Genomic DNA, 21,882 nt, shown 5'->3' with positions numbered 1-21,882 from the left:
ACCGATGCAGGTATCTATACAACGGTTAGAAAGTTCAAGACTGGCAGGTTTGAGGCATGAGAGCCAGCCGAAGCCAACGCCCACCAGCCCCCCAATGGGCAGTTGCGCTAGCAATATTGGGAGCATGGAGCATCGCAATGGGGGACAGAGCCTAGAAAACTGAGTATAAATGCCTTCCGTAGGTTGTTGAGAACCATTGAGGACAATGGAAACGCCGTTCACATCTATTCACCATCTATCACAGATGCCCGTGAAACAGAGGTGTTAAGAGATTTGTCAGGGGAACTCCGTATTTTTAATTAAGCAATTCCAACGAGGTTCCCAAGGTGACTCATTTGTCTATTGCAAGTCATTCATTTAAGGTGATACATCCAGCGAATTAGCACGAATCGACCCATTGCTAGCCGACCCATTGCTAGCCGACCCATTGCTAACCAGCCCATTGCTAGCAGTCGGCAAAGCCCCTTTCATCTGGTTGAGCCAAGTTGTCAAATTCTCCAGTTGCTGATCAGCTTTTAAGGTTCCTAACCCCCGCACGGTCACTTTGCCCGGTTGATAAACAAACCGGCTGTGCAAATGATTCGGCAAATTCTCCTTCAATAAATTCCAAGCGGGTTCTTCCATGGGTGTTTCCAGGACAACATGTTGTTTCCCTTCCGGTTTGATACGGGAGAACCCCAATTGCCGTGCAATTTGTTTTAATTCCATAACGCGCAATAACTGCTGCGCCGCGACAGGAATTTGCCCATAGCGATCGACCCAATCGGCAGCAATTTCCGTCAGTTCCTTCTTGTCCGCCGCCACAGAAACCGCTCGGTAAGCCGCCATTTTTTGATCCGCATCAGCAATATAATCAGCAGGAATAAAGGCAGTCAGGCTGAGGTCAATCTGCGTATCATCGACCTTGGGAATTTCCTGACCCCGGATTTCCCGAATCGCTTCATCCAGCATTTCCATATACAGGTCAAAGCCGATCGCGTCCATTTGCCCGGACTGTTCCGCTCCCAGCAGGTTACCCACCCCCCGAATTTCCATATCCCGCATGGCTAACTGGTACCCCGAACCCAGTTGGGTGTATTCCTGAAGTGCGCGCAGCCGTTGGCGTGCGGTATCGGTCAGTTCCTTCTGACGGGGATAGAACAGCCAAGCATGGGCCTGAATGCCTGCCCGTCCGACGCGGCCCCGCAACTGATACAACTGCGCCAAGCCAAACAGTTGGGCATCTTCAATCAAAATCGTATTGACGCGGGGAATATCCAAGCCCGATTCCACGATCGTCGTACATACCAGAATATCGGCTTCCGCTTGGCTAAAGGCCAACATCGTCGCTTCCAATTCTGCATCCATCATTTGCCCATGGGCGATCGCGATGCGGGCACTGGGAATCATGTCGCGAATTTTAGCGGAAATTTCTTCAATGCCTTCGATTCGGGGCACAACGTAAAAGATTTGGCCACCTCGATCGAGTTCCTGCCGCAGAGCCGATCGGATAATTTCCGGATCGTAGGGAGACAGATGGGTTTTAATCGGACGACGGGAGGGCGGCGGTGTGGTAATGAGACTCATTTCCCGCACCCCAGACAGTGACATATAAAGGGTTCTAGGAATCGGTGTTGCACTCAGCGTCAGGACATCAATCTGAGTTCGTAGTGATTTAATTTTTTCCTTTTGATTGACACCAAACCGTTGTTCTTCATCAATTACCAGTAATCCTAAATCTCTAAACCCAACGTTTTTCCCTAGTAACTGATGGGTACCAACAACGATATCCATCTCGCCTGTGCCCATGCGTTGGATAATATCCTTCTTCTCGTTGGTCGTTTTAAATCGGTTCAGTAAACCAATTTTGATCGGATAGGGCGCAAACCGTTCCTTCAAGGTGTGGTAATGCTGTTGGGTCAAAATCGTTGTGGGGGCCAGGAGTGCGACCTGTTTACCGGAAGTCACCGCTTTGAAAATCGCCCGAATCGCCACTTCCGTTTTGCCAAAACCGACATCGCCGCAGACTAAGCGATCCATCGGTCGATCGCTTTCCATGTCCTGTTTGACATCCTGCACCGCTTTGAGTTGATCCGGTGTGGGTTGATAGGGGAAGGATTCCTCCATTTCCAATTGCCACGGGCTATCATCCGGGTAGGCAAAACCCTGTTGTTGAGCACGCTGAGCGTAGAGTTGCAGCAAGTCCACCGCCACTTTTTTAATGGCTTTTTTGACTTTGCTCTTGGTTTTCTCCCAGGCTTTGCTGGACATTTTATTCAATTCCGGTTTACGATCGCCCGCTGGCCGGAATCGCGATAATGCCCCGACTTGATCTGCTGCTACTCGGAGTGTGCCATCGGCGTATTGCAGCACTAGATATTCCCGTGTTTCTCCGTTAATCGTTAGGCTTTCTAGTTTGATAAATTTCCCAATCCCATGGTTTTTATGCACCACGTAATCGTTGGGTTGCAATTTATTCGGATCAACCTGTTTAGAGGTAGCCTGTCGGCGTTTGCGAATGTAAGTCGGCGTGGTTAGCGTATGTTGCCCAAAGAATTCCCGATCGGTCACCACCACCGCCCGAAACGTCGGCAAAATAAAGCCTTCCAGTTCTGCCAACCCGGAATATTTCAGCCCGATCGGCGTGCGATAGGTAATCAGTTTATCGATCGCCGGAAAGTCCTTCGGATTGGGAATAAACTGGGCGGGACAGTCATGTTCTTGCAAAAGCGCTACCGATCGCGAGGGCTGGGCTGAAACTAACCAAATGGCAAAGCCTTTTTCCCGTTCTCCCCGCAGAATTTCCGCGAGCTTCCCAAATTGGTGGGGCACCGCAGGAATCGGACGACTCGAAAGATTCAAGCCACTGTTGACTTCAGCTAGTTCAGTCAGGTAAATGCGATCGAAAATTTCCGTTTGCGCGATCGTCTCTGTGAAATGGAGATGGGTGGCAGGCATGGCAGCGGGTTGACCCAGTTCGTCCCAATGTTCCTGAACATGCTCAAACCAGCGTTCGCTATGGGCCGCAGCCATTTCCATTTCATCTAGGGCAATGATCGTGCTTTCCGGTAGATAATCCAGTAACGAAGCGGGTTGTTCAAAGGCAAGTCCCAAAAAGCGGCGCAATCCTTCGATGGCAATTCCCTGCTCAAGCTGTTCCCAATCTTCTTCATTCAGATAGGTTTGCAATAACCGACAGTGCTCATCGGAAAGCGCGGTTTGAATGATTGGACTAAAACTCGTAGGGGTCAGAACTAAGCGATCGAGGCGATCAAGCGATCGTTGTGTAGCCGGATCAAATTCCCGCAGTTGCTCTAGTTCATCGCCGAATAAATCTAAGCGCACGGGCAATTCCGCCGATACTGGAAACACATCAATAATGTCTCCCCGTTGGCTCCATTGGCCTTCACTTTCCACCAGCGCAACTTTCTCGTAGCCCAATCGTGCCAGTTGTCGTCCCAGCATTGACGATTTGACTTCAGAACCCTTTTCGACACTGATGCAATAAGGCGTAAAGGCGTCCACAGGCGGTAAGTGGGGTTGCAATGCCCGTTCCGTTGTGACGATCGCAAACCGAGAGGCGCTGTTTGCAGTTTCGGGATTGTTGGCGATCGCGGTGGAGCGAGCAACGAGATCCGCAATCACCTGCAACTGGCCCCAGACCATTTCCGCTTCGGGGTCAAAGGGCTCGTAGGGCGAAGTTTCGGAGGTGGGATAGAAATGCACCGTTTGCCAACCCATGGCTTCCAATTGGGCAGTCCAGCGTCCGGCTTCCTCGAGGGTTGCAGTGATAACGAGGAGAGGCCGATTTGCCGTTTGCGCCAAGGTGGAACTGACAATCCCCTTGGGTAGTCGTGCCAGCCCAGATAAATGGAGAACCTGCTGTTGCGCCAGTTTGCTTAACAGTTCTCCAGTAATAGGGAGTTTGCCAAGGGTGCGAGTTACCGATGAGAAAGCCATACGTTATAGCCGAAGGTCAACAGCAGAATAGTTTCTGATCTTGACATAGTTTTGCCCGATCGGGGATGGGAACCCCAATGTTTTCAGACTGTAAACTGCCGTCTCAACCTGGGGTCACCGAAAATCCTGTCATACTGAAAGCAGGGCAACTCCTATCGTTGATAACTCAGCAGTACTGTATTGGAGGCTTGGTTCATGACGATGACAACTTCTTCTGTGCAAGGGAAAAGTTCCTCAACCCCAAAACTCACTCTGGAGGATTTTCTCAACTACCACGATGGCACAGATAACCGTTACGAATTGGTGGATGGGGAGCTCAAGCTGATGTCTCTAGGATCGACGAAACATAGCAAAATTATTCGCTTCTTAGACCGAGCATTAGAGGCTGAGATTGCTCGATCTCAACCACCTTGGCTTGTCTTAGCAAGCTTGATGGGGGTTCAATCTCCCCGAGGCCGCTGCTGGGATACCTGCCGGATTCCTGATCTGATGATTATGTCAGTGCAGCAATATGAGGAAATGACCGATCTCCAAGCGGTCATTCCCCTCGATCAACCGTCTCCCCTATTAGTCGTTGAAGTGGTCAGCGAGTCCACCAAGTCCGAGGATTACCGATCGAAACATGCGGAATACTGTGTGCTGGAAATTGCGGAATATTGGATTGTTGACCCGATCGCCCAGCAAGTCACGGTTTGTGTCTTTGAAGATGGCGGCTATACCGATTATGTTTTTACTGAAGATTCAGGCATTGTCTCTGCATTACTGCCAGCATTGCAGTTAACAGTTGCTCAAGTGTTAGCAGGCTAACAGCAAAGGCTCTAAATTGAGGGTAATGATTGGAGGGGTAAGGGAACAGCGCATCAATAAAATCCCAATTGGGTAGGGGTAGGAGAGTAAAAGGGTAGGAGGGTAGGGGAATGAAGAGGGGATATTATTTCTTTGCAAATCCCTAAGGATTAGAGGAGCAATGATGGAGTGGGGAATGATGCGATCGCAAAGGGTCAATCGTAATGTTTCGATCGCAGGGTGAGGACTTCTATGGCAACCTTAATTTTGATTCGTCACGGCCAAAGCACCTGGAACGCAGCCAATAAATTTACGGGCTGGGTGGATGTGCCGTTGAGCAAGCTGGGACGGTTGGAAGCGACCCAAGCCGCCTATAAACTTCGTCAGTATAAAATCGATGTCTGTTTCACCAGCCTGCTGATTCGGGCGATCGAAACCGCTGTCATTTGCTTGACGGAATATCCTGAAATTTGCGCGGGCAAAAGTCCCATCCTCAAACATACAGCCGATGACCCCGATTGGCATGGCTGGAACCAGTATGAAGGTGATCCAGTAGACGAGTTGCCGATTTTTCTCAGTGCAGCATTGGATGAACGGTATTACGGTGATCTCCAGGGCTTAAACAAAACAAAAACGACGGAAAAATATGGGGCTGAGCAAGTCAACATTTGGCGGCGATCGTTTGCCACCCGCCCCCCCGCAGGCGAAAGTTTGCAAGACACGCTGGAACGCACCCTACCCTATTTTCAATCCCGTATCCTGACCCACCTCACCCAGGGCGAAAATGTGCTAGTAGCAGCCCATGGCAACTCGTTGCGATCGATCATCATGTATCTCGATCGTTTAGATGAATCAGCCATCACCAACTTAGAACTGGCAACGGGCATCCCGATCGTCTATGAAATCGATCAGACAGGCAGTGTGGTTGATAAAACGGTCTTGACCTAGCTTCGATCAACCTGAGCCCATTGCTAATCTGAACCTACTGCCTAACGCCTACCCGATCGCCCAGAGAACTCCACCAGCTCCTAATACAAGCGACTGAGTACAAACTCACAGAGATTAAGCAACGCCTCTTTCGACTCCGATGCAGGAATCTCATTTAAATAAGCCATGGCAGCCTTGGCATTGTATTGCGCTAACTCCCGCGATCGGGCAATGCCATCACTATCGTTGACCAATGCCAGCGCCTGCTCCAGATCGCCCTCTTCAGAAAATTCCCGCTCAATTAGCGTTTTTAGATAGGGCTTTTGTTCCATGGCAAACAGCACCGGAGCTGTCAAGTTGCCACTACGCAGATCGGAGCCTGCTGGTTTACCTAATCCTTCCGTCGAAGCGGTAAAGTCTAGGATATCGTCCACAATTTGGAAGGCCAAGCCCCAATGCTTTCCATAGTGATAAAAGTTTTCTGCCTCTCCACTGGTGCGATCGCTCAAAATGGCAGCAGCCTTGGCACTATTGGCAATGAGGGACGCTGTTTTGTAATAGCTCTTTTGCAGATAGGTATCAAGGTCTAACTCCGTATCAAAGCGGTTCAACCCTTGCTGAATTTCTCCCTCGGCAAAGTCTTTAATCACTTCTGAGAGCAACTTAACCACTTCCAGATTATCTAAGTTGGCCAAGTACCAGGAAGACTGAGCAAACAGGAAGTCCCCTGCAAGAACCGCAATTCGAGTCCCGAAATTCGCATGGACGGTGGGGATGCCTCGGCGCAATTCTGACTCATCTACCACATCGTCATGAACTAGACTCGCGGTATGGATCATTTCCGTGATCTCGGCTAACCGACGATGGCGTTGCGTAATCTCTTGATTGACCCGAGTTGCTCGGGCAACTAGCAGCACGATCGCGGGCCGCACCCGTTTTCCGCCTGCACCAAACAAATGTTCCGCTGCCGCATAGAGAATTGGATGCTGCGCACCAATCAACTGCTTCAAGTTCTCTGTCATCACAGAGAGATCGGCTTCAACTGGGGCAAAAAGGGAGGCTACGGAAGTCATGAGTGCGAACCAGTGATGGCTAAAGGTTAAGAAACTTTACAGGTTCTGTAACCATTCTAAGCGATGGGGCAAGTCCATGGAATAGGGCGAGTCAGTTTGGAAAAAATTTCTAAAAAAAAATCTAAAAATTTTGAATTGTGGCTCAGTTAACACCACAATCCCCAAAAGCTTGTGCTACGCTAGATTCAAAGCATTCAACAACTGCATAGCTGGCTGAAAAAATCAGGACAGCAGGGGCGCTTAGGTCAAAGCGGGTTTCGACCTTAAAACGGCTAGTGTCACGGCTAGAATTATTGTGATCGAGGTTTTTGCAGCAGAAATTGATACATATCAGTTTCTTAAGCCACCCCAAGATTTCAGTGGGATTGTCCTGAAACGATCAAAGAGTTTGCGAAGCAACCCGTTTCGCGGTGAAAGACTCTTGACAGCAGTGACTGGAGTTGCGGGCTGATTCCTAAAGCTTCTTTTCGATCGAGGGGGAGTTTTATGAAGCAGTTTGCTGTGCTCCATAGTAATCTCAAAACGAGGCAGTGCTTGTCCTGTCCATTTTGAGCAACGTTGCTATTGCAGTTTGGCGAATTTTTGACTCTAGTGACGTATAGATAGTAGCCAGCTTTTTTGCCGTGGAGATATGCCATCGGGAAAAGCCTACTGGCTCAACTTTGCATACCTGCTTACAGGTTCCTTTCTGACTCTTTCCGCTGCTTCTCCCACACGTTATACCAGGTACTGCCATGATCGATCGTGTTCCGGTGCTAATTCCTCTGCTTGCTGCGGGCTACCTGTTGCTAGTCTATGGTCTTTTGACTGTTGTGCAGCGAAGACGAGTGTAAGTTGAGGGGGCTTAGCCCTCTTGACTGATGATGCAGAATAGGCAGCGATCGCAAAGACAGGACTTCGAGCTTCTGAGTATCCAATACTATTTGCGTAATTGCAAAGGTCTCAAATTGCACGACTCTTGCGATGGATAAGGTTACGGTTTAATTTTGCCTTCCTTGACAAGCGCTTGATAGATATAAGTTGCCGCATCAGCCCGAGTTGCAGGTTGATTCGGTGTGAGAGTATTTTGGGAGGTTCCCAACAATCCTGCAGCTTCAGCAGCAGCTACTTTAGGAATCGCCCACTTGGGAACGGCCTGAACGTCACTGTACTTAGAGAGCACTTGGATGGGATCACCGGAGTTCGTTAAGCCGAGTCCTGTGACGATCGCGACCAACATTTGAACCCGAGGAATTCGTTGATCGGGTTGAAATTGCTGTTGGGGATATCCGGTCATGAATCCCGTTTGAATGGATTCATCGATCGCGGTGGCCGCCCAATAATCTGACTTAACATCTTGAAATTGAATGGCTGGCTTAGTTTTTGCCTTTTCAAAGGCTTTGCCTAAAATTCCTGCAAATTCGGCACGGGTAATCGGCTTATTGGGTTGGAAACTCCCATCCTTAAAGCCATCCAAAATTCCGCGACTAGAGAGCGCCAAAATTGGCTGTCTTGCCCAAAAGCTTTCGGGAACATCCGTAAAAGCTTTGGGTTTACCTGGGTTTTCTAAGCTGGGTGCTGTGGGCTGGCTGACCGCTTGGGGGGCTGGACTAGCGATCGGGCTAGGCGTTGCCCCATTGGGAAGTCCAGTCGTTGGCTTTTGAGTCGTAAGCATTCCACTGCTGACTTCAGAGGGAGCAGGTTGGGCCGAGGGCGCTACAGAGCCGATCGTGCCATTGGCATTTTCAGCAGAGATAGCATTGCTAGGTGCAGCAGCGATTTGATTAGCGGGTTGATTCGCTGAATTGGCGGTGGCCTCTGAAGAATTAGTCGTTCCGCTCCTTGGCGTAGTTCCATTGGCAAAGGGTGAGCCAGAGGTCAGCGCTGAAAAATAGATCGGGGACTGTTTCTGTTGAATAATCCAGAAAAAAATCGATCCAATACCGACCAAAGCCAGAAATAGGGCGATCAGTTCATCGGATGTCAAGCGATGACGATCGATCTCAGGTGGAAGATCAGCGTTGTCTAACGGATTGGATGTTGAATTTTCCGACGGTGGTAAATCAGTCATAGCTCAAACCACAAACCTGACAAAGAACTCGACAAACTGAGTTGTGTGACAGCAACCAAAAGCCAATGAACCATTCACCCAACGCATCGGGCCTATATTTTGCCCTGACAACAAACAATACTTTGGGGAAGCAACCGAGATGTTGACTATCCTAAACGACCCTTCTGTTGGTCTAGCGGATTGTTCGGAAACTGTTAATATTTTGACCAGAGTGACCCGTTTCAGAGTGACCCGTTCCAGATTTATTTCGCAGCAGTGCCAGAGTCGTGTAGAACCAAGCAGCGTCATGGGGAAGGATGCTGTATTGGAGAAAGGGGATTGAGCAGCAAGATAGGGGTGGAGCAGGTTACGATGTAAATTAATCTTTATCTAATTTCAGTTAGGTTTATGGTAACTGCGACTTCTCGCTCTTCCATGCGCTATCCCCAACGGACGCTCGATCGGGCGGAACGTGCCGTTCGATGCGCACCCTTTCGGTTGTCGCTGTATCAAACCATGGTCATCACAAGTGTTGACCTTGCAGATATTAGTGGACGATCGGGGGTTGACCATGGCTATGTGCGCAAAGCCATGACGGAATTATTAGTGGAAGCAGAACTGTTGTGGTTAATCCAAGTAGGGCTGCTGCGACGGGAAGTCGATGGACAAGGTTTAACCAATAGTTTTCGGATCACCCCCCTCGGGCGGCAACTCGTAGACAAGTGGCATAATTTGGGCAAAGTAGAGCTATCAGCCACTTTCCGCGATCGCCTATACAATGCAGTGAGTCGCTGGCTGAGACTTCCCTTTTAAGGCGTTGATTCCTTCTAGGGTCTGACGGTCTGCCACCTTAACAGTTTCCCGGAGATGCGTTCATGAAAGCCATCATGGTTGTGGGCACCACATCCCACGCAGGCAAATCACTCATTACAACGGCTCTATGCCGCATCTTAGCCCGACGGGGTTGGCGCGTTGCCCCGTTTAAAGGCCAAAACATGGCACTGAATTCCTATGTCACGGCAGGGGGTGGGGAAATTGGCCATGCCCAAGCTGTACAAGCCTGGGCGGCGGGAACCAATCCTTGGGTGGAAATGAATCCCATTTTGCTCAAACCTCAAGGAGACATGACCTCGCAAATTATCCTGAAAGGAAAAGCGGTCGGTCGAGTCAGTGCGGCGGATTATTATGAGCAATTTTTTGACACGGGGTGGCAGGCGATCGAAGAATCCCTACGTCGCTTATCCGAAGAGTTTGATTTTCTAGTTTGCGAAGGGGCCGGCAGTCCAGCGGAAATTAACCTCAAACACCGCGACCTGACGAATATGCGGGTGGCCAAGTATCTTCAAGCCCCCACATTACTTGTTGCAGATATCGATCGGGGTGGGGTCTTTGCCCATATTGTTGGCACATTAGAACTGCTCGATCCTGATGAACGAGAGCTCATTACGGGGTTTGTGATCAATAAGTTCCGAGGTCATCGAGAGTTGTTACAGTCCGGTATTGACTGGTTGGAACAACGGACTGGCATTCCGGTAGTTGGGGTCATTCCCTGGCTGGAAGAAGCGTTTCCTGCTGAAGATTCCCTCAGCCTGTTCGATCGACGACAAAGTCCCAACAAAAATGACATTAATATTACGGTGATTCGGTTGCCGCGCATTTCCAATTTCACGGATTTCGATCCCCTGGAATCGGAGCCATCAGTGACTGTTCGCTATGTAGGACTCAAAGGAACCCTTGGCCACCCCGATGCGGTGATCCTACCAGGTTCAAAAACCACCATTCCCGATTTAATTGCTCTGCACAAGTCCGGCATGATTGAGCAAATTCAAGAATATGTGGCAGCAGGCGGAACGGTGATGGGAATTTGCGGAGGATACCAAATGATGGGGCGAGTCTTGGCCGATCCGGAAGGGGTAGAAGGGCAGGAAGGACGATTCCCGGGGCTGAAGTTACTGCCACTCAAAACCGTGATTGCGGGCCAAAAGATCGCGCGGCAACGCAATGTCACATCCAACTATCCCCAGGAGGGGCTACCTGTCATTGGCTACGAAATCCACCAAGGACGCACTCGGGTGATTGAAGAGGAACAAGATAAGGTCAGTGCGTTGTTTGATGATGCCAATCTCGGCTTAGTGGATGAAACCCAGTCGATTTGGGGCACCTACCTGCACGGCATTTTTGATAATGGTTCCTGGCGACGGGCTTGGTTAAATCGTCTACGGTTGCAACGGGGACTACGATCGCTGCCCACGGGGGTGCCCAATTACCGGGAACAGCGGGAAGCTTACCTCGATCGTCTGGCTGACGCGATCGAACCTCACCTGAACCTAAAACCCTTTCTAAAATAAAAATCTTCAACAAAAAAAGAAGCGCACAAGCCAAACCTTTGTGCGCTTTGTATCCCTAACCCTTTCGGTGCAACGTACCCGTTTGTCCTTAATCTTTACAGTAAAGGGGATTTTTCAGAAACCGCGCTCCGTTTAGACTGTCTTTAGATTTGCTGCTATCTCGAGATTCCAGCAGCAGCCCATCAATTACACTTGAGTGGGCCACAACCTAGACAAAATCAGCATTCTGCTCACTTTCCTAATTTTTTGTGTTATGGCTGTACGCATTCATTTCCTCCCAGACAATATCACTGTTGAAGCGGAGGTAGGAGAATCGCTACTGAAGGTCGCGGAACGGGCCGATGTTTTAATTCCGACGGGCTGCTTAATGGGATCCTGCCATGCCTGTGAAGTGGAAATGGCGGGCGAAGATGTCCGCAGCTGCCTGACTTCCATTCCTCCCGGTCACACTGAAATCACGATTAACCTATTCAGTGACCCCTCTTGGTGATCCACGAGACTCAGTACCAGCCATAAAATTTAGCTGAGGAGATTGAATTAGGTAATACGACGATTCCCTCACAACCTCATGTCAATTTTTGTAAAAACACCCCATTAATAGCTGGGATTTTTGTTGCATGTAGCAGAAATATTTGAGTCAATAGAGTAAAAACTTAAGCAAATATGTATGCCTATTAATATGTCTAGACCCTCTAGTATTCAGTTCACGATCGCCTTCAATGATCCAGATCTGGATAGTGAAGAACTTGAAGAACAAGCCCAAAACCTGCTAGCGCAAATGAAGGATCTGGACGAAATAGAAACCGTTAATCGTGTTCTTGATCCAAACCCTCCTGCTGGCAATAAATCTGTAGGAGGGATTTTGGTGGGCTTGCTGACGGCCCAAGTCAATAAAGAAAATGCTCAGAAGCTCTTAGGCTTTTTAGGAGATCGCTTAGGAAATAAGCCGATCGAGCTAGAGGTGGAAGACAACGGCAAAAAATTGAAGGTCAAAGCCAGTAGTCAAGCTGAGTTGATGATCGCGATCGAGGCGGCTCAAAAGTTTTTAGCTTCATAGGGAAGGAACACATGGCAAAGATCGCATTGCTAATTGGTGTGAGCGAGTATGAGCCAGGGTTAAATCACCTCCCAGCGGCGGTGAAGGATTTGGATGCGATGAAGGAAGTATTGCTGCATCCAGAGATGGGTGGATTTGCTGAGTCAGATGTTGTGCTGCTCAAGAATCCAGAGCGTCAGGCAATGGAGGAGTCGATCGAAACATTGTTCGTGCATCGGCACAAGGATGATTTAGTCCTCTTGTTTTTCTCTGGACATGGCATTAAAGATGATGCGGGGAGGCTCTATCTGGCAACTAGCAAAACCCGCAAAACTCCGCAAGGCGATCTTGTGCGGTCTTCGGCTGTATCCGCTAACTTTGTGCATGACAATATGAGCCGCAGCCGCTCTAAACGGCAGGTGGTGATTTTGGATAGCTGCTTCAGTGGGGCGTTTGCGGAAGGATTATCTGCAAAAGATGACGGTACCGTTGATATTCGGGCACAACTTGGGGGGGAAGGGCGGGCGATTTTAACGTCTTCTAGCTCTACGCAGTATTCCTTTGCCCAGGAGGGAGAAGAGTTATCACTGTATACCCGTTTCCTGATTGAGGGAATTAAAACAGGGGCAGCGGATCTGGATGAGGATGATGTGGTTTCGATTGATGAACTGCATGAATATGCTAGCCGGAAAGTACGTGAGGTGAAGCCCGATTTGAGGCCGGAAATCTATGCTATCCGGGAAGGCTTCAAAATTCGGTTGTGTCAGGTACCCCAAGGGGATCCGCACGAAAGATATAAAAAGGAAGTTGCTCGTTGTGGCAAGCGCGGTGAATTGACGATCGTCAGCCGGAGTATTTTAGATACTTGGCGAGTCCGGTTAGGGCTTGCGGTGGATGTAGCCCAGGCATTAGAGGATGAAATTCTGGAGCCGTATCGCAGAGACTTTCAGCAAAAACTCCAGCAATATGAGCGCACCGTTACAGATGTCTTGCAGCGAGATGGCGAGATTAATAATGGTACTCGTCTAGAACTTCAGCAACTCCAGCAACTCCTTGAACTGAGAAATGAAGATACCGTCCCCATTGAGGCAAGGGTCACTGCTCACTTCAAGACACAGCAGCAAAACCTGGAAACTTACCAGCAGTTTTGTTCGGAAGCCTTACGACAAGAGTATCCTCTGGGGGAAGCGTCTCGTTCTCGCTTACAACAAATGCAACAGCAGCTAGCTCTGAGTGATGCGGCTGTTGGCACGATCGAAGCTCAAGTGACCATTGAGGTTGAAACCTATCGGCGGAACTTGCAGCAGTATGAGCAGATATTTCTGGCAGCAACCCAGCAAGAATATCCTCTGAATGAGAGTAAGCGATCTGAACTACGACAGCAGCAGGTCAATCTGGGGCTAAGTGATGTTGAAGTTGCTCCTGTTGAGGCAAAAGTTACGGCTCAAATTGAAACCTATCACCAGAAGTTACAGCAATACGAAGAGGCTTTTGTGAGTGCTACACAGCGTAAAAGCCAGCCTGGTGAAGCGAATCGGACTCAGTTGAGACAGACCTGGCAGACTTTGGGGTTGAATGAGGCTGATGTCAAAGCCATTGAAGCGCCAATTTTGGCTCAGATTGACACCTATCAAGCCAATCTACGACTTTACGAGCAAGCGTTTGCGGATGCAACGGAGCAGGAATACCCTCTCAGTCAAGTGAAACGCTCTGAACTGCGGCAACGTCAACAAACTCTGCGTCTCAGCGATGAAGACGTTGCTTCAATTGAAAATCGGATTGCAGCCTTAATTGAAGACCATTTGAAGAAGCTCCAGCAGTATAAGCAGGTGTTTTCAGACTCCATTCAGTTTGAGTTTCCAGTTAATGAGGTGACTCGCGAAGAGCTACGACGATTCCAACAACTTTTGGAACTCCGAGATGAGGAAGTCAGACAGATTGAAGAAAAAGTTGCGTCACAAAACGAACATAGTAAAAGTCAACCCCAGCAAGTTGAAGTTTTTCAAGATCCTGAAGTAGATGCACAGGAACCTCACAATTCGGAAGTATTGCAAGAGTATGAAATTGAAGTTGCCAAGTACATCAATGTTGGGATTCCTCTTAATGACTATGTGATCCGTAAAAAGTTAGATTCTCTGCGGAATAATTTGGGAATCAGCCTTTATGAGGCAGAAGCCATAGAGTTGAGACTGACTGGAAGTAATCAGTCTCCAAATATCCTTCAATCCTCCAGTTCAAGAGGAACTGTTGACCGTAAGCAAACTAATGCCTCTCCCTTAAAATTAAATCTATTAAAGGCTCAGCTTATAGTCTGCGCCGTATTACCCTTTGTATCAATTATTCTGTGGAGCAGATATATATACCCTGGTATAGAAGCTAGAGAAGTTCTTGATAGGATAAGTCTTCATCAATGGGGGCTTAGTAATAATGGAAAAAGCTTTGCTACAAATATTGAGAGTCTATCATCCTATGCAAGAATAAAAGAGAGTAATAACTATTTTTATGAAACCAGAATTATCGGATCAGGAAAAAATGTACAAGCAGTTTCAACAGCTACTCCTAAAAGAGATGGTTTAAAGAGTTACACAAGCACGGTTCATGATCAATCATCTGGCTATAAGGAAAGAATCATTTGTGAAAGCAATAGTGCTTCTAAAACTCCACCTAATCCAGCTAATTTAAATTTTAATGGTTCATTGCAATGTACCCAAGGTTCTTCATTGCCTGGGGATGGTAATTTTGACTGGATAGCCTTTTTAGGAGTGGTTGGAGTTATAGGATTCTTTTATAGTGCTATTCAACTTCACCGCGCTAAAAGCACTAAGGATACTGTGTAGTCAGCGCGATCATTATCCGCTAAATTTGAAGAGTAAGCAGTCTGGCATTGCTCAGTCTAGCGACTTTGATGGAGGTAATAATTGTGACAATTCGAGAAACCGCGATCGCACTTGCAAGATCAAAAACCGGGATTCTTGCAAGGTGGAGGTCGAACTGGCTGCCTTTGGGTAGAACCTTGGTATAGACTTAAGAAGCAAAGCTCTGACAGTTCTAGAATTGTCGATGAAAACACCAGAAACACTCAAGATTGAAGCAACTCTTCATGAGCAGCGAGATCGCATTCTAGAACTTGCCACTCAACACGGTGCAAGAAATGTGCGGATCTTTGGCTCCGTTGTTCGGGGAGAAGCCCAACCCAATAGCGATGTTGATTTATTGGTGGATTTGGGCGACCCATTGAGTCCCTGGTTTCCGGTCGGTCTCATTCAGGATTTAGAAGCATTACTAGGGCGCAAGGTGGATATTGTGACCGAAAAATCCTTGCACTATTTCATCCGCGATCGCATCTTGAAGGAAGCGCGATCGCTATGAAAGACAACCGTGTTTATCTGATTCACATTAGAGACGGTATTCAGCGGATCGAAACTTACACGGCTGAAGGAAAAGTAGCCTTTTTTGCAGATCTAAAAACTCAGGATGCGGTGATCCGAAATCTGCAAACGCTATGTGAGTCAACTCAACGACTACCAGATGCGTGGAAATCGATACGCCCCGAAATTGACTGGAGAACTATTGGCGATTTTCGCAACGTTCTAGCACACCAATATTTAGATATTGACCTTGATATTGTCTGGAATGTAGTAGTGAACTATCTGCCAGCTTTAAAGCAAGCAATAGAGGCAATTTTACAGCAGGTTTAAACTGAAAGATCAGAAACTGGGGGTTTGCAAAAATGGTGAGTGGATCGTGCTGATTCTTAGCAGAACCCTGGGGTCTCAAGCCGCTGCGATCGCTCTTGAGGCGGTTGTCGAGGCGATCGCGCTGAGAACACCAAGGACATCACGAGTCAGTGAGAACGGTATCCGCTAAACTTGAGTAGTAAGCAAGGTTGCGTCGATCTGTCCAGCGATTTTGGCCAAGGTGATGATTGTGACAATTTGAGAAACCTCTATCTTCACTTACTCCCATTGCTAGTGGTCTCACCTAATGAGGATTCACAAGACTCAAAATCCAGGCAGCATCTTCATCGGATAACTTCGGAGAAAAGGACTGCTGATAATCAATTGCTAATTCCAGCCGAGCCTTATCGTATACCCGATGCAACAAGGGCTGTAACGCTAGTGTAACGGTGCCATTAGCATTGAGCGGTATTGCAATTTCAGGAATGACCTGGCGCAAGTTAAACGCATACAATTGCGCTTTAGGCCGATGCTCACTGGCACTCACCAAAATTCGATAATCTGACTCAACGGCCCTGGTCATTGGCATCGCCTCGCCACCTCGCAATAAATCAATCTCGACCCAATGGGTTTGGCTCATCATGATTTGACGACGCTTTTGTAAATAAGCTTCTCGTCCGATCTTAGATCGCTTATTCTTCGGGGATAGTAGTTCAATCACGGTGACGACTCTTCCCGTTGCCACTTCCCGAATTTCCAAATACCGCTCCTGCACCGTTTCTTCTAACGGGATTTCCACCGTAATCGGCGTATCCAACACCGCAGTCGTTGTAGTCTTCACCGTGGGCGGATCCATCACAGAGACATCGGGTATACCCATTAAAACCGTCTCATCCCCCTGATCCAGATAAACTCGCTTTTCCACTGCGACGCGATAATCCCGGCTCAGGTCATCATCCAACGCATCCGCGATCGCGACAATCATCCGGCTATGGAATTCTGACCATAGCTCTGGTGCTTCGAGAAAAGGATTCATGCCAGGTAGCGGGGAAGGCATAGCACAGCACGAGGCAACTGAACTAGCTCAATTGTAGCGTTTGTTGAAAATGCCTAGGGCAGGATAAATCCTTGCCCTGCCCTAACTCACTCCACAATTGCCCGTTCAAATCCTGCGCTCAATTTCATTCAATTTAATCTTGTACCCGCGATAGTCGTGACCCCGATTCCACCAAACGATCGACCCAGGCTTCGTAATGCTTCCGGTTAGTCGCCCGTTCTGCCGGATCCGTCGTATCCCAAGGATGGGGAGCCAAGCCCAAGATTGCGGCACTCGTGACACAGAACATCGACTTTTGAAAGCTTTGAATGGCTTTCACCGACAGATCACTTTCTCCGCGACCAAAGGTTTTGTGGTAATCCAAGAGATAGGTCGGCAAGTGACGAATCATATCTTTGGCTAACAGAGTCGGTGGAATCCCCGCACCGCCCGCTGGAATGGGATCCGCATACAACGCTCCATAGACAAAATCCCGTTGTTCAGCAGGTACCTGCTGGGCTTGAGCATTGTAAGAGAGGGTTCCCATAAAAGGCAGCGATCGGAAAAACACCGCCTCCACATAGGGAATGGCCGTATCCACCAAAAAAGTTAACCCGACAGATTTGGGAATGATGTCGTAGGGTTTTCCCTTAATGTTGACGGTGTAGGTGATGGGTGTGGCGGCATCGGCGACCAACCCGTCTTTGACGTGGTGAACCACATCGGGAATGGTTTTAATTTCCCCTCGATAGTAGCGATCGGCCAAGGTCAAGAACATCCGACTCATAATTTCCCAAAATTGGCCCAAGGCACGGTAGTAGCACATTTGCCGCACTTGTTCTAGAAGGAAGTCAGGGGAGAGCTTGTTAAAGCCTTGAACAATCAAATTCCCCGCCGTTTTAGCCGCGATCGCCTGATTGGCCCGCTCAATAAATTCCGGGGTATCCAAATAGGCATCTAATCCGCCGCCCCCATGCCACAGCATCGCCTTCATGCAATACTCGGAAAATTCATAATTAATCCGATCGTGCCACCAATGCTTCAGCAATCGCGGCCAAGTGACATCCCCATTCATGTATTTGAAAAAGGGAAATAGCACTAGGAATTGCTGATCGGCAATGTACCGCAGATTAATTTCGTAAGCATTGAGCACATGGCCATAGCTTTCCAAAATCCCCACCACTTCAATGACATTTGTGGGACTATCCGGCAGCATCGATTGACCCTGTTCTAACCGTTGAATGACGGCCTCAAAGGGATGGGGAGTCGTAGGGGAAATGAGGGTGGTCATGGTATAGCAAACAGAAAAGGGTGTGTTAGGTGTTGAAACTGAAAAATTGCGTCTGGAGAATACCAAATTCCCCAATCCATGCAATCAATGCGCCCAACTGTTAATCAATTAGTAATGAGTCGGGAGAGGACAATGCAGCCGCTTTGGGCAAAGCAATTCTGTTGGCGACGATCGTGGCATCGTTGCCCATGGCAGTAATTGTCGTCTCTGTCCACCGCACCATCCAAGACGGTTGCAGCCCCAAAATCACAATAATGAGTCCTAGGATAATGCCAGGGATTCTTTCTCCCCATGACACCGCAGGTAGATTGGTAAATTCCTCCGGTAGACGCCCAAAAAAGGTGCGGTTGACTAACAGCAGAAAATACACAGCCGTTAATCCTGTACCCACCATGCAGAGCAAGGTTTGGACGGGGTAATCCGCAAAGCTGCCTCGGAAAATTAGAAATTCCGAAATGAATCCCACCATTCCCGGCATCCCAGCACTCGCCATCACCCCCAGCACCATCAGGCTACCGATTAAAGGTAAGCCCCGTTCCGGATTCAATAGTCCTTTCAGAACCATGATGTCGCGGGTCTTCGTTTTTTTGTAAACAACCCCCACTAGGACAAAGAGTAGGCCAGAAATCAGACCATGGGCCACCATTTGAAAAACTGTACCAATTAGGGCCACCGGGGTTGCAGCGGCAGCAGCAAGTAAAACAAACCCCATGTGCCCGATCGAGCTATAGGCCACCATTTTTTTCATATCGGTTTGGGCGATCGCGGCTAATGCGCCAAATAGTACGCTCACAACTGCCCACCAAGCCAAATACGGGGCCAGCACCGCCCAAGCTTCGGGGAACAGTCCCAAACCAAACCGTAGTAACCCATAGGTTCCCAGTTTCAGCAAGACCCCGGCTAATAAGACAGAAATGGGCGTCGAGGCTTCCACGTGAGCATCCGGCAGCCACGTGTGGAAGGGAAACAGGGGAATTTTGATGCCAAAGCCGACAATGATTGCGCCCAACAGCAACAACTGGGCGGTCATGGGTAAACCTTGGCTAACGAGCGGGTTGTATTCAAAGGATGGGGCATGGCCCAACCAGGTTAGCCCTAAAAATCCTGCCAAAACCAAAATTCCAGAAATGGCGGTGTAAATCAAAAACTTAGTTCCTGCATAGGCCCGCCGTTCGCCCCCCCAAATACTAATCAGCAGGTACAGCGGAATCAGTTCGAGCTCATAGAACAGGAAGAACAGCAACAAGTTATGGGACAGAAACGCTCCTGCCACCCCAGCATTAATCAACAGTACGAGGGGGTAGTACAGCCTAGCCCGTAGGATATCCGCAGGAGTGACGTAAACTGCCACTACCGTGAGTAACGCATTCAGAATGACCAACAGCAAGGACAATCCATCCAGACCCAGCCGATAGGACAGCCCTAAATCTTCCAGCCAAGGGAGGTTTTCCAGGAACTGTAAATCCGCCAAGGCAGGATTAAACTGTCCCATCAACACTCCCGACACAAGACAGGGCATTAGGCTGATGGCTAGGGTCACCCACCGCGATTGTTTGCTCTCTAAGGGAAGTAAGCTGACAATGATTGCCCCGAGAATGGGAATCCAGATGAGTGCACTTAGCATGGGCGGGAACCTGAGAAAGCGAACATGAATCAGTCGTTGAGAAGATTTAGAAAAAGCAGCCAAATTGGCTAAAGCCAGGATGGGGCGGTTATAGACCCAGTACAGTCCATCCGGTCAAGGTAATCTTGGACCAAGAGAGAAAAACACCAATCAAGGCCACCCCTAACAGAATTGTGAGCATGTAAGCCTGAGATCGTCCTGAAGCACTGTATTTCAAGCTCTCTCCCCCAAAAATGGAGGCCAATCCCACCAAATTGACAACCCCATCAACAATATATTTATCAAACCAAGACGTGAACTGGGATAAGGTACTCACTGCCCATACCACTGTGATTTTGTAGAACTTATCGACATAAAAGTCGTAGGCCAATAAATCCTGTAAAAACCGCACAGGGGCTTGAATCGATCGCATCCAAGCATGTTCCAGCTTAAGGCTGCTGCCGATCGCGATTCCCAACAGCCCCGAAACAGTCAGCAAGCCAGCCGCACCATAGTTCACGTCGCTCGGATCGGGTAAGAGTTCTAGCTTCTGCATCACCAAGGGCAACAGTAGGGTCGCCACGCTCAAAGTCACCATGGGGACTGCCATGGACCAAGGAACCTCCGGTGCACGGCGGGTTTTGGGGCGAACCTCTCCCAGAAAGACCAGACGAAAGACCCGCACCAAGTTAACCGTAGTGAGCACGTTCACGGTCAAAATGACGCCCACAATCCAAACACTGTCATTCCAAAAGGTTTCAATCCCTCGCAACATGGCCCAATACGTTGCCAGCGGAAACAATCCCATCAGCCCCAGGGAACCCACCCCAAATGCAAGGGTCGTTGCGGGCATTTTACGGGCTAGTCCCCCCAGTTCAGTAATATCTTGGCAACTGGTGGTGGCAATAATGGAACCAATACTCATGAAGAGTAAAGCTTTGGCGATCGCATGGGTGAACAGCAGAATCAGTGCGAAGTCCGTCCATTGCATTCCCACTGCAATAAAGACCAAGCCTAGAAAGGCACTGGTAGAGTGGGCAACCGCCCGTTTGATGTCAATTTGCGCCAGGGCAACCAGAGAAGCCCCGATCGCGGTCATGGTTCCTAGGGTTAACAACGCAACTTGAGTCACAGGCGACATCGTGAGCACCGGTTGCAGCTTAACCAACACATAGGCTCCGCAGCCCACCACTACGGAGTTTCGTAGAATTGATGCCGGGTTAGGGCCTTCCATGGCTTCATCCAACCAGAGGTGCAGAGGGAACTGGGCACATTTCCCGGTGGGCCCTGCCATCAGAGCCAGACCTAAGGCTCCAGCGGCGATCGGAGTCAGACCTGAATTCTCAGACCAGCGATAAATATCCTCAAAGTTGAGGCTGCCAGAAAAGACCGCAAGACTGACAACGCCCATCAGCAATAAAACATCACCCACCCGCTTCGTCAAAAAGGCATCTCGAGCAGCGGTCACAACCAAGGGCTGGGCATACCAAAACCCGACCAACAGGTAGGTGGACAGCGTCAACATTTCCAACAAAGCATAGGTCAGGAAAAGCGAATCACTGATTACCAACCCACTCATGGCGGATTCGAAAAAGCCCATTAAACTGTAGAAGCGCCCCAAGGCCCAATCCTTTTCGAGGTAACCCATTCCGTAGATTTGGGCTAAAAGACTCAGCAGGGTGATAGTTTCCATCGCCCCCACACTAATGGAGTCCAAATTGATATTGAACGTTAAATTAAAATCAGCGGCCTGAAACCAGGGCAGCACCAACTGCTGAGGCGGCTGATCCCAAACAGCATTAAAGACCACTAGCCCATGAAAACAGGCAATGAGCGTTGAGACAATGTTAATGTAGGCGGCGGGTCGTTGCCCTGTAGTTCGAATAATCCCCGTAGACCAGGGCAGGGTAAGTAATGCGCCGATCAGTCCATAAATTGGAATCAGCCAGCTGGTCTCAATGAGAAATTGATGCATCTAACTGCCCTTGGCGAGTCGTTATTTCTTCAGTTGGTTAAAAAGCCCTGCCGCAAGCCTTCAAGGTAAACAATCAAGGGAAGCCATGCAGAGAGCAAAAATGAACCGTTCTAACCATTGAACTAACCAAATACGTTCAGTCGTCAGAACGTGATAGATCTA

Annotated in this window: 17 protein-coding genes; 10 read left to right on the top strand and 7 right to left on the bottom strand. The window is 48.9% G+C overall.

All coding sequences use genetic code 11. From position 1 onward, the window contains the following. Nucleotides 1-357: 357 nt before the first annotated feature. Nucleotides 358-3,939, bottom strand: coding sequence for a transcription-repair coupling factor (mfd, locus tag ACN4EG_RS07735; protein WP_431628760.1), 3,582 nt, complete (start codon nt 3,937-3,939; stop codon nt 358-360). A gap of 195 nt (nt 3,940-4,134) precedes the next feature. Between mfd and ACN4EG_RS07730 the strand changes: the two genes are divergently transcribed. Together ACN4EG_RS07730 and ACN4EG_RS07725 are read left to right on the top strand one after the other, a co-directional pair. After that, nucleotides 4,135-4,746: a Uma2 family endonuclease gene (locus tag ACN4EG_RS07730; protein WP_431628759.1), complete on the top strand. Its 612-nt coding sequence runs from the start codon at nt 4,135-4,137 to the stop codon at nt 4,744-4,746. 231 nt (nt 4,747-4,977) lie between these two features. Continuing rightward, the gene (locus ACN4EG_RS07725; protein WP_431628758.1) at nt 4,978-5,673 is read left to right on the top strand and encodes a 2,3-bisphosphoglycerate-dependent phosphoglycerate mutase; all 696 of its coding nucleotides are present in this window, start codon (nt 4,978-4,980) and stop codon (nt 5,671-5,673) included. An 80-nt stretch (nt 5,674-5,753) separates the two neighbouring features. Here ACN4EG_RS07725 and sds read toward each other — a convergent pair whose 3' ends face one another. Both sds and ACN4EG_RS07715 read right to left on the bottom strand, forming a co-directional pair. Continuing rightward, nucleotides 5,754-6,725: a solanesyl diphosphate synthase gene (gene sds, locus ACN4EG_RS07720; protein WP_431628757.1), complete on the bottom strand. Its 972-nt coding sequence runs from the start codon at nt 6,723-6,725 to the stop codon at nt 5,754-5,756. 973 nt (nt 6,726-7,698) lie between these two features. Further along, nucleotides 7,699-8,775, bottom strand: a complete 1,077-nt coding sequence (locus tag ACN4EG_RS07715; RefSeq protein WP_431628756.1) for an S-layer homology domain-containing protein — start codon at nt 8,773-8,775, stop codon at nt 7,699-7,701. A gap of 387 nt (nt 8,776-9,162) precedes the next feature. Between ACN4EG_RS07715 and ACN4EG_RS07710 the strand changes: the two genes are divergently transcribed. The 8 genes from ACN4EG_RS07710 (at nt 9,163) to ACN4EG_RS07675 (ending at nt 16,005) form a co-directional block, all read left to right on the top strand. After that, complete coding sequence (locus ACN4EG_RS07710; protein ID WP_431628755.1) at nt 9,163-9,567, top strand: Npun_F0494 family protein; 405 nt, start codon at nt 9,163-9,165, stop codon at nt 9,565-9,567. A gap of 62 nt (nt 9,568-9,629) precedes the next feature. Beyond that, nucleotides 9,630-11,102: a cobyric acid synthase CobQ gene (gene cobQ, locus ACN4EG_RS07705; RefSeq protein WP_431628754.1), complete on the top strand. Its 1,473-nt coding sequence runs from the start codon at nt 9,630-9,632 to the stop codon at nt 11,100-11,102. A 253-nt stretch (nt 11,103-11,355) separates the two neighbouring features. Continuing rightward, complete coding sequence (locus tag ACN4EG_RS07700; RefSeq protein WP_431628753.1) at nt 11,356-11,592, top strand: 2Fe-2S iron-sulfur cluster-binding protein; 237 nt, start codon at nt 11,356-11,358, stop codon at nt 11,590-11,592. Nucleotides 11,593-11,781: 189 nt separating this feature from the next. Beyond that, nucleotides 11,782-12,159 carry a hypothetical protein gene (locus tag ACN4EG_RS07695; RefSeq protein ID WP_431628752.1) on the top strand — a complete coding sequence of 126 codons (378 nt, stop codon included), beginning with the start codon at nt 11,782-11,784 and terminating at the stop codon, nt 12,157-12,159. Nucleotides 12,160-12,170: 11 nt separating this feature from the next. After that, complete coding sequence (locus ACN4EG_RS07690) at nt 12,171-14,975, top strand: caspase, EACC1-associated type (protein WP_431628751.1); 2,805 nt, start codon at nt 12,171-12,173, stop codon at nt 14,973-14,975. Between the two features lie 223 nt (nt 14,976-15,198). After that, nucleotides 15,199-15,507, top strand: coding sequence for a nucleotidyltransferase family protein (locus tag ACN4EG_RS07685; protein ID WP_431628750.1), 309 nt, complete (start codon nt 15,199-15,201; stop codon nt 15,505-15,507). Beyond that, the gene (locus ACN4EG_RS07680; RefSeq protein ID WP_431628749.1) at nt 15,504-15,836 is read left to right on the top strand and encodes a HepT-like ribonuclease domain-containing protein; all 333 of its coding nucleotides are present in this window, start codon (nt 15,504-15,506) and stop codon (nt 15,834-15,836) included. Before ACN4EG_RS07685 ends, ACN4EG_RS07680 begins: the two co-directional genes overlap by 4 nt. Before the next feature lie 46 nt (nt 15,837-15,882). After that, nucleotides 15,883-16,005 carry a hypothetical protein gene (locus ACN4EG_RS07675; protein WP_431628748.1) on the top strand — a complete coding sequence of 41 codons (123 nt, stop codon included), beginning with the start codon at nt 15,883-15,885 and terminating at the stop codon, nt 16,003-16,005. A 114-nt stretch (nt 16,006-16,119) separates the two neighbouring features. On the opposite strand, the gene ACN4EG_RS07670 is transcribed toward ACN4EG_RS07675, so the two are convergent. The 4 genes from ACN4EG_RS07670 to ACN4EG_RS07655 form a co-directional block, all read right to left on the bottom strand. After that, complete coding sequence (locus ACN4EG_RS07670; protein WP_431628747.1) at nt 16,120-16,872, bottom strand: DUF4058 family protein; 753 nt, start codon at nt 16,870-16,872, stop codon at nt 16,120-16,122. A gap of 133 nt (nt 16,873-17,005) precedes the next feature. Further along, the gene (locus ACN4EG_RS07665) at nt 17,006-18,142 is read right to left on the bottom strand and encodes a CO2 hydration protein (protein WP_431628746.1); all 1,137 of its coding nucleotides are present in this window, start codon (nt 18,140-18,142) and stop codon (nt 17,006-17,008) included. Nucleotides 18,143-18,242: 100 nt separating this feature from the next. After that, nucleotides 18,243-19,766: an NADH-quinone oxidoreductase subunit M gene (locus ACN4EG_RS07660; RefSeq protein ID WP_431628745.1), complete on the bottom strand. Its 1,524-nt coding sequence runs from the start codon at nt 19,764-19,766 to the stop codon at nt 18,243-18,245. 88 nt (nt 19,767-19,854) lie between these two features. Next, nucleotides 19,855-21,720 carry an NAD(P)H-quinone oxidoreductase subunit F gene (locus tag ACN4EG_RS07655; protein ID WP_431628744.1) on the bottom strand — a complete coding sequence of 622 codons (1,866 nt, stop codon included), beginning with the start codon at nt 21,718-21,720 and terminating at the stop codon, nt 19,855-19,857. Between the last annotated feature and the right edge of the window lie 162 nt (nt 21,721-21,882).

It is taken from the genome of Alkalinema pantanalense CENA528 (assembly GCF_050753345.1).
Taxonomy (GTDB): Bacteria; Cyanobacteriota; Cyanobacteriia; order Leptolyngbyales; family Leptolyngbyaceae; genus Alkalinema; species Alkalinema pantanalense.
Note: the sequence above shows the minus strand (reverse complement) of the source record. Positions and strands in the feature narration are given on the sequence as shown.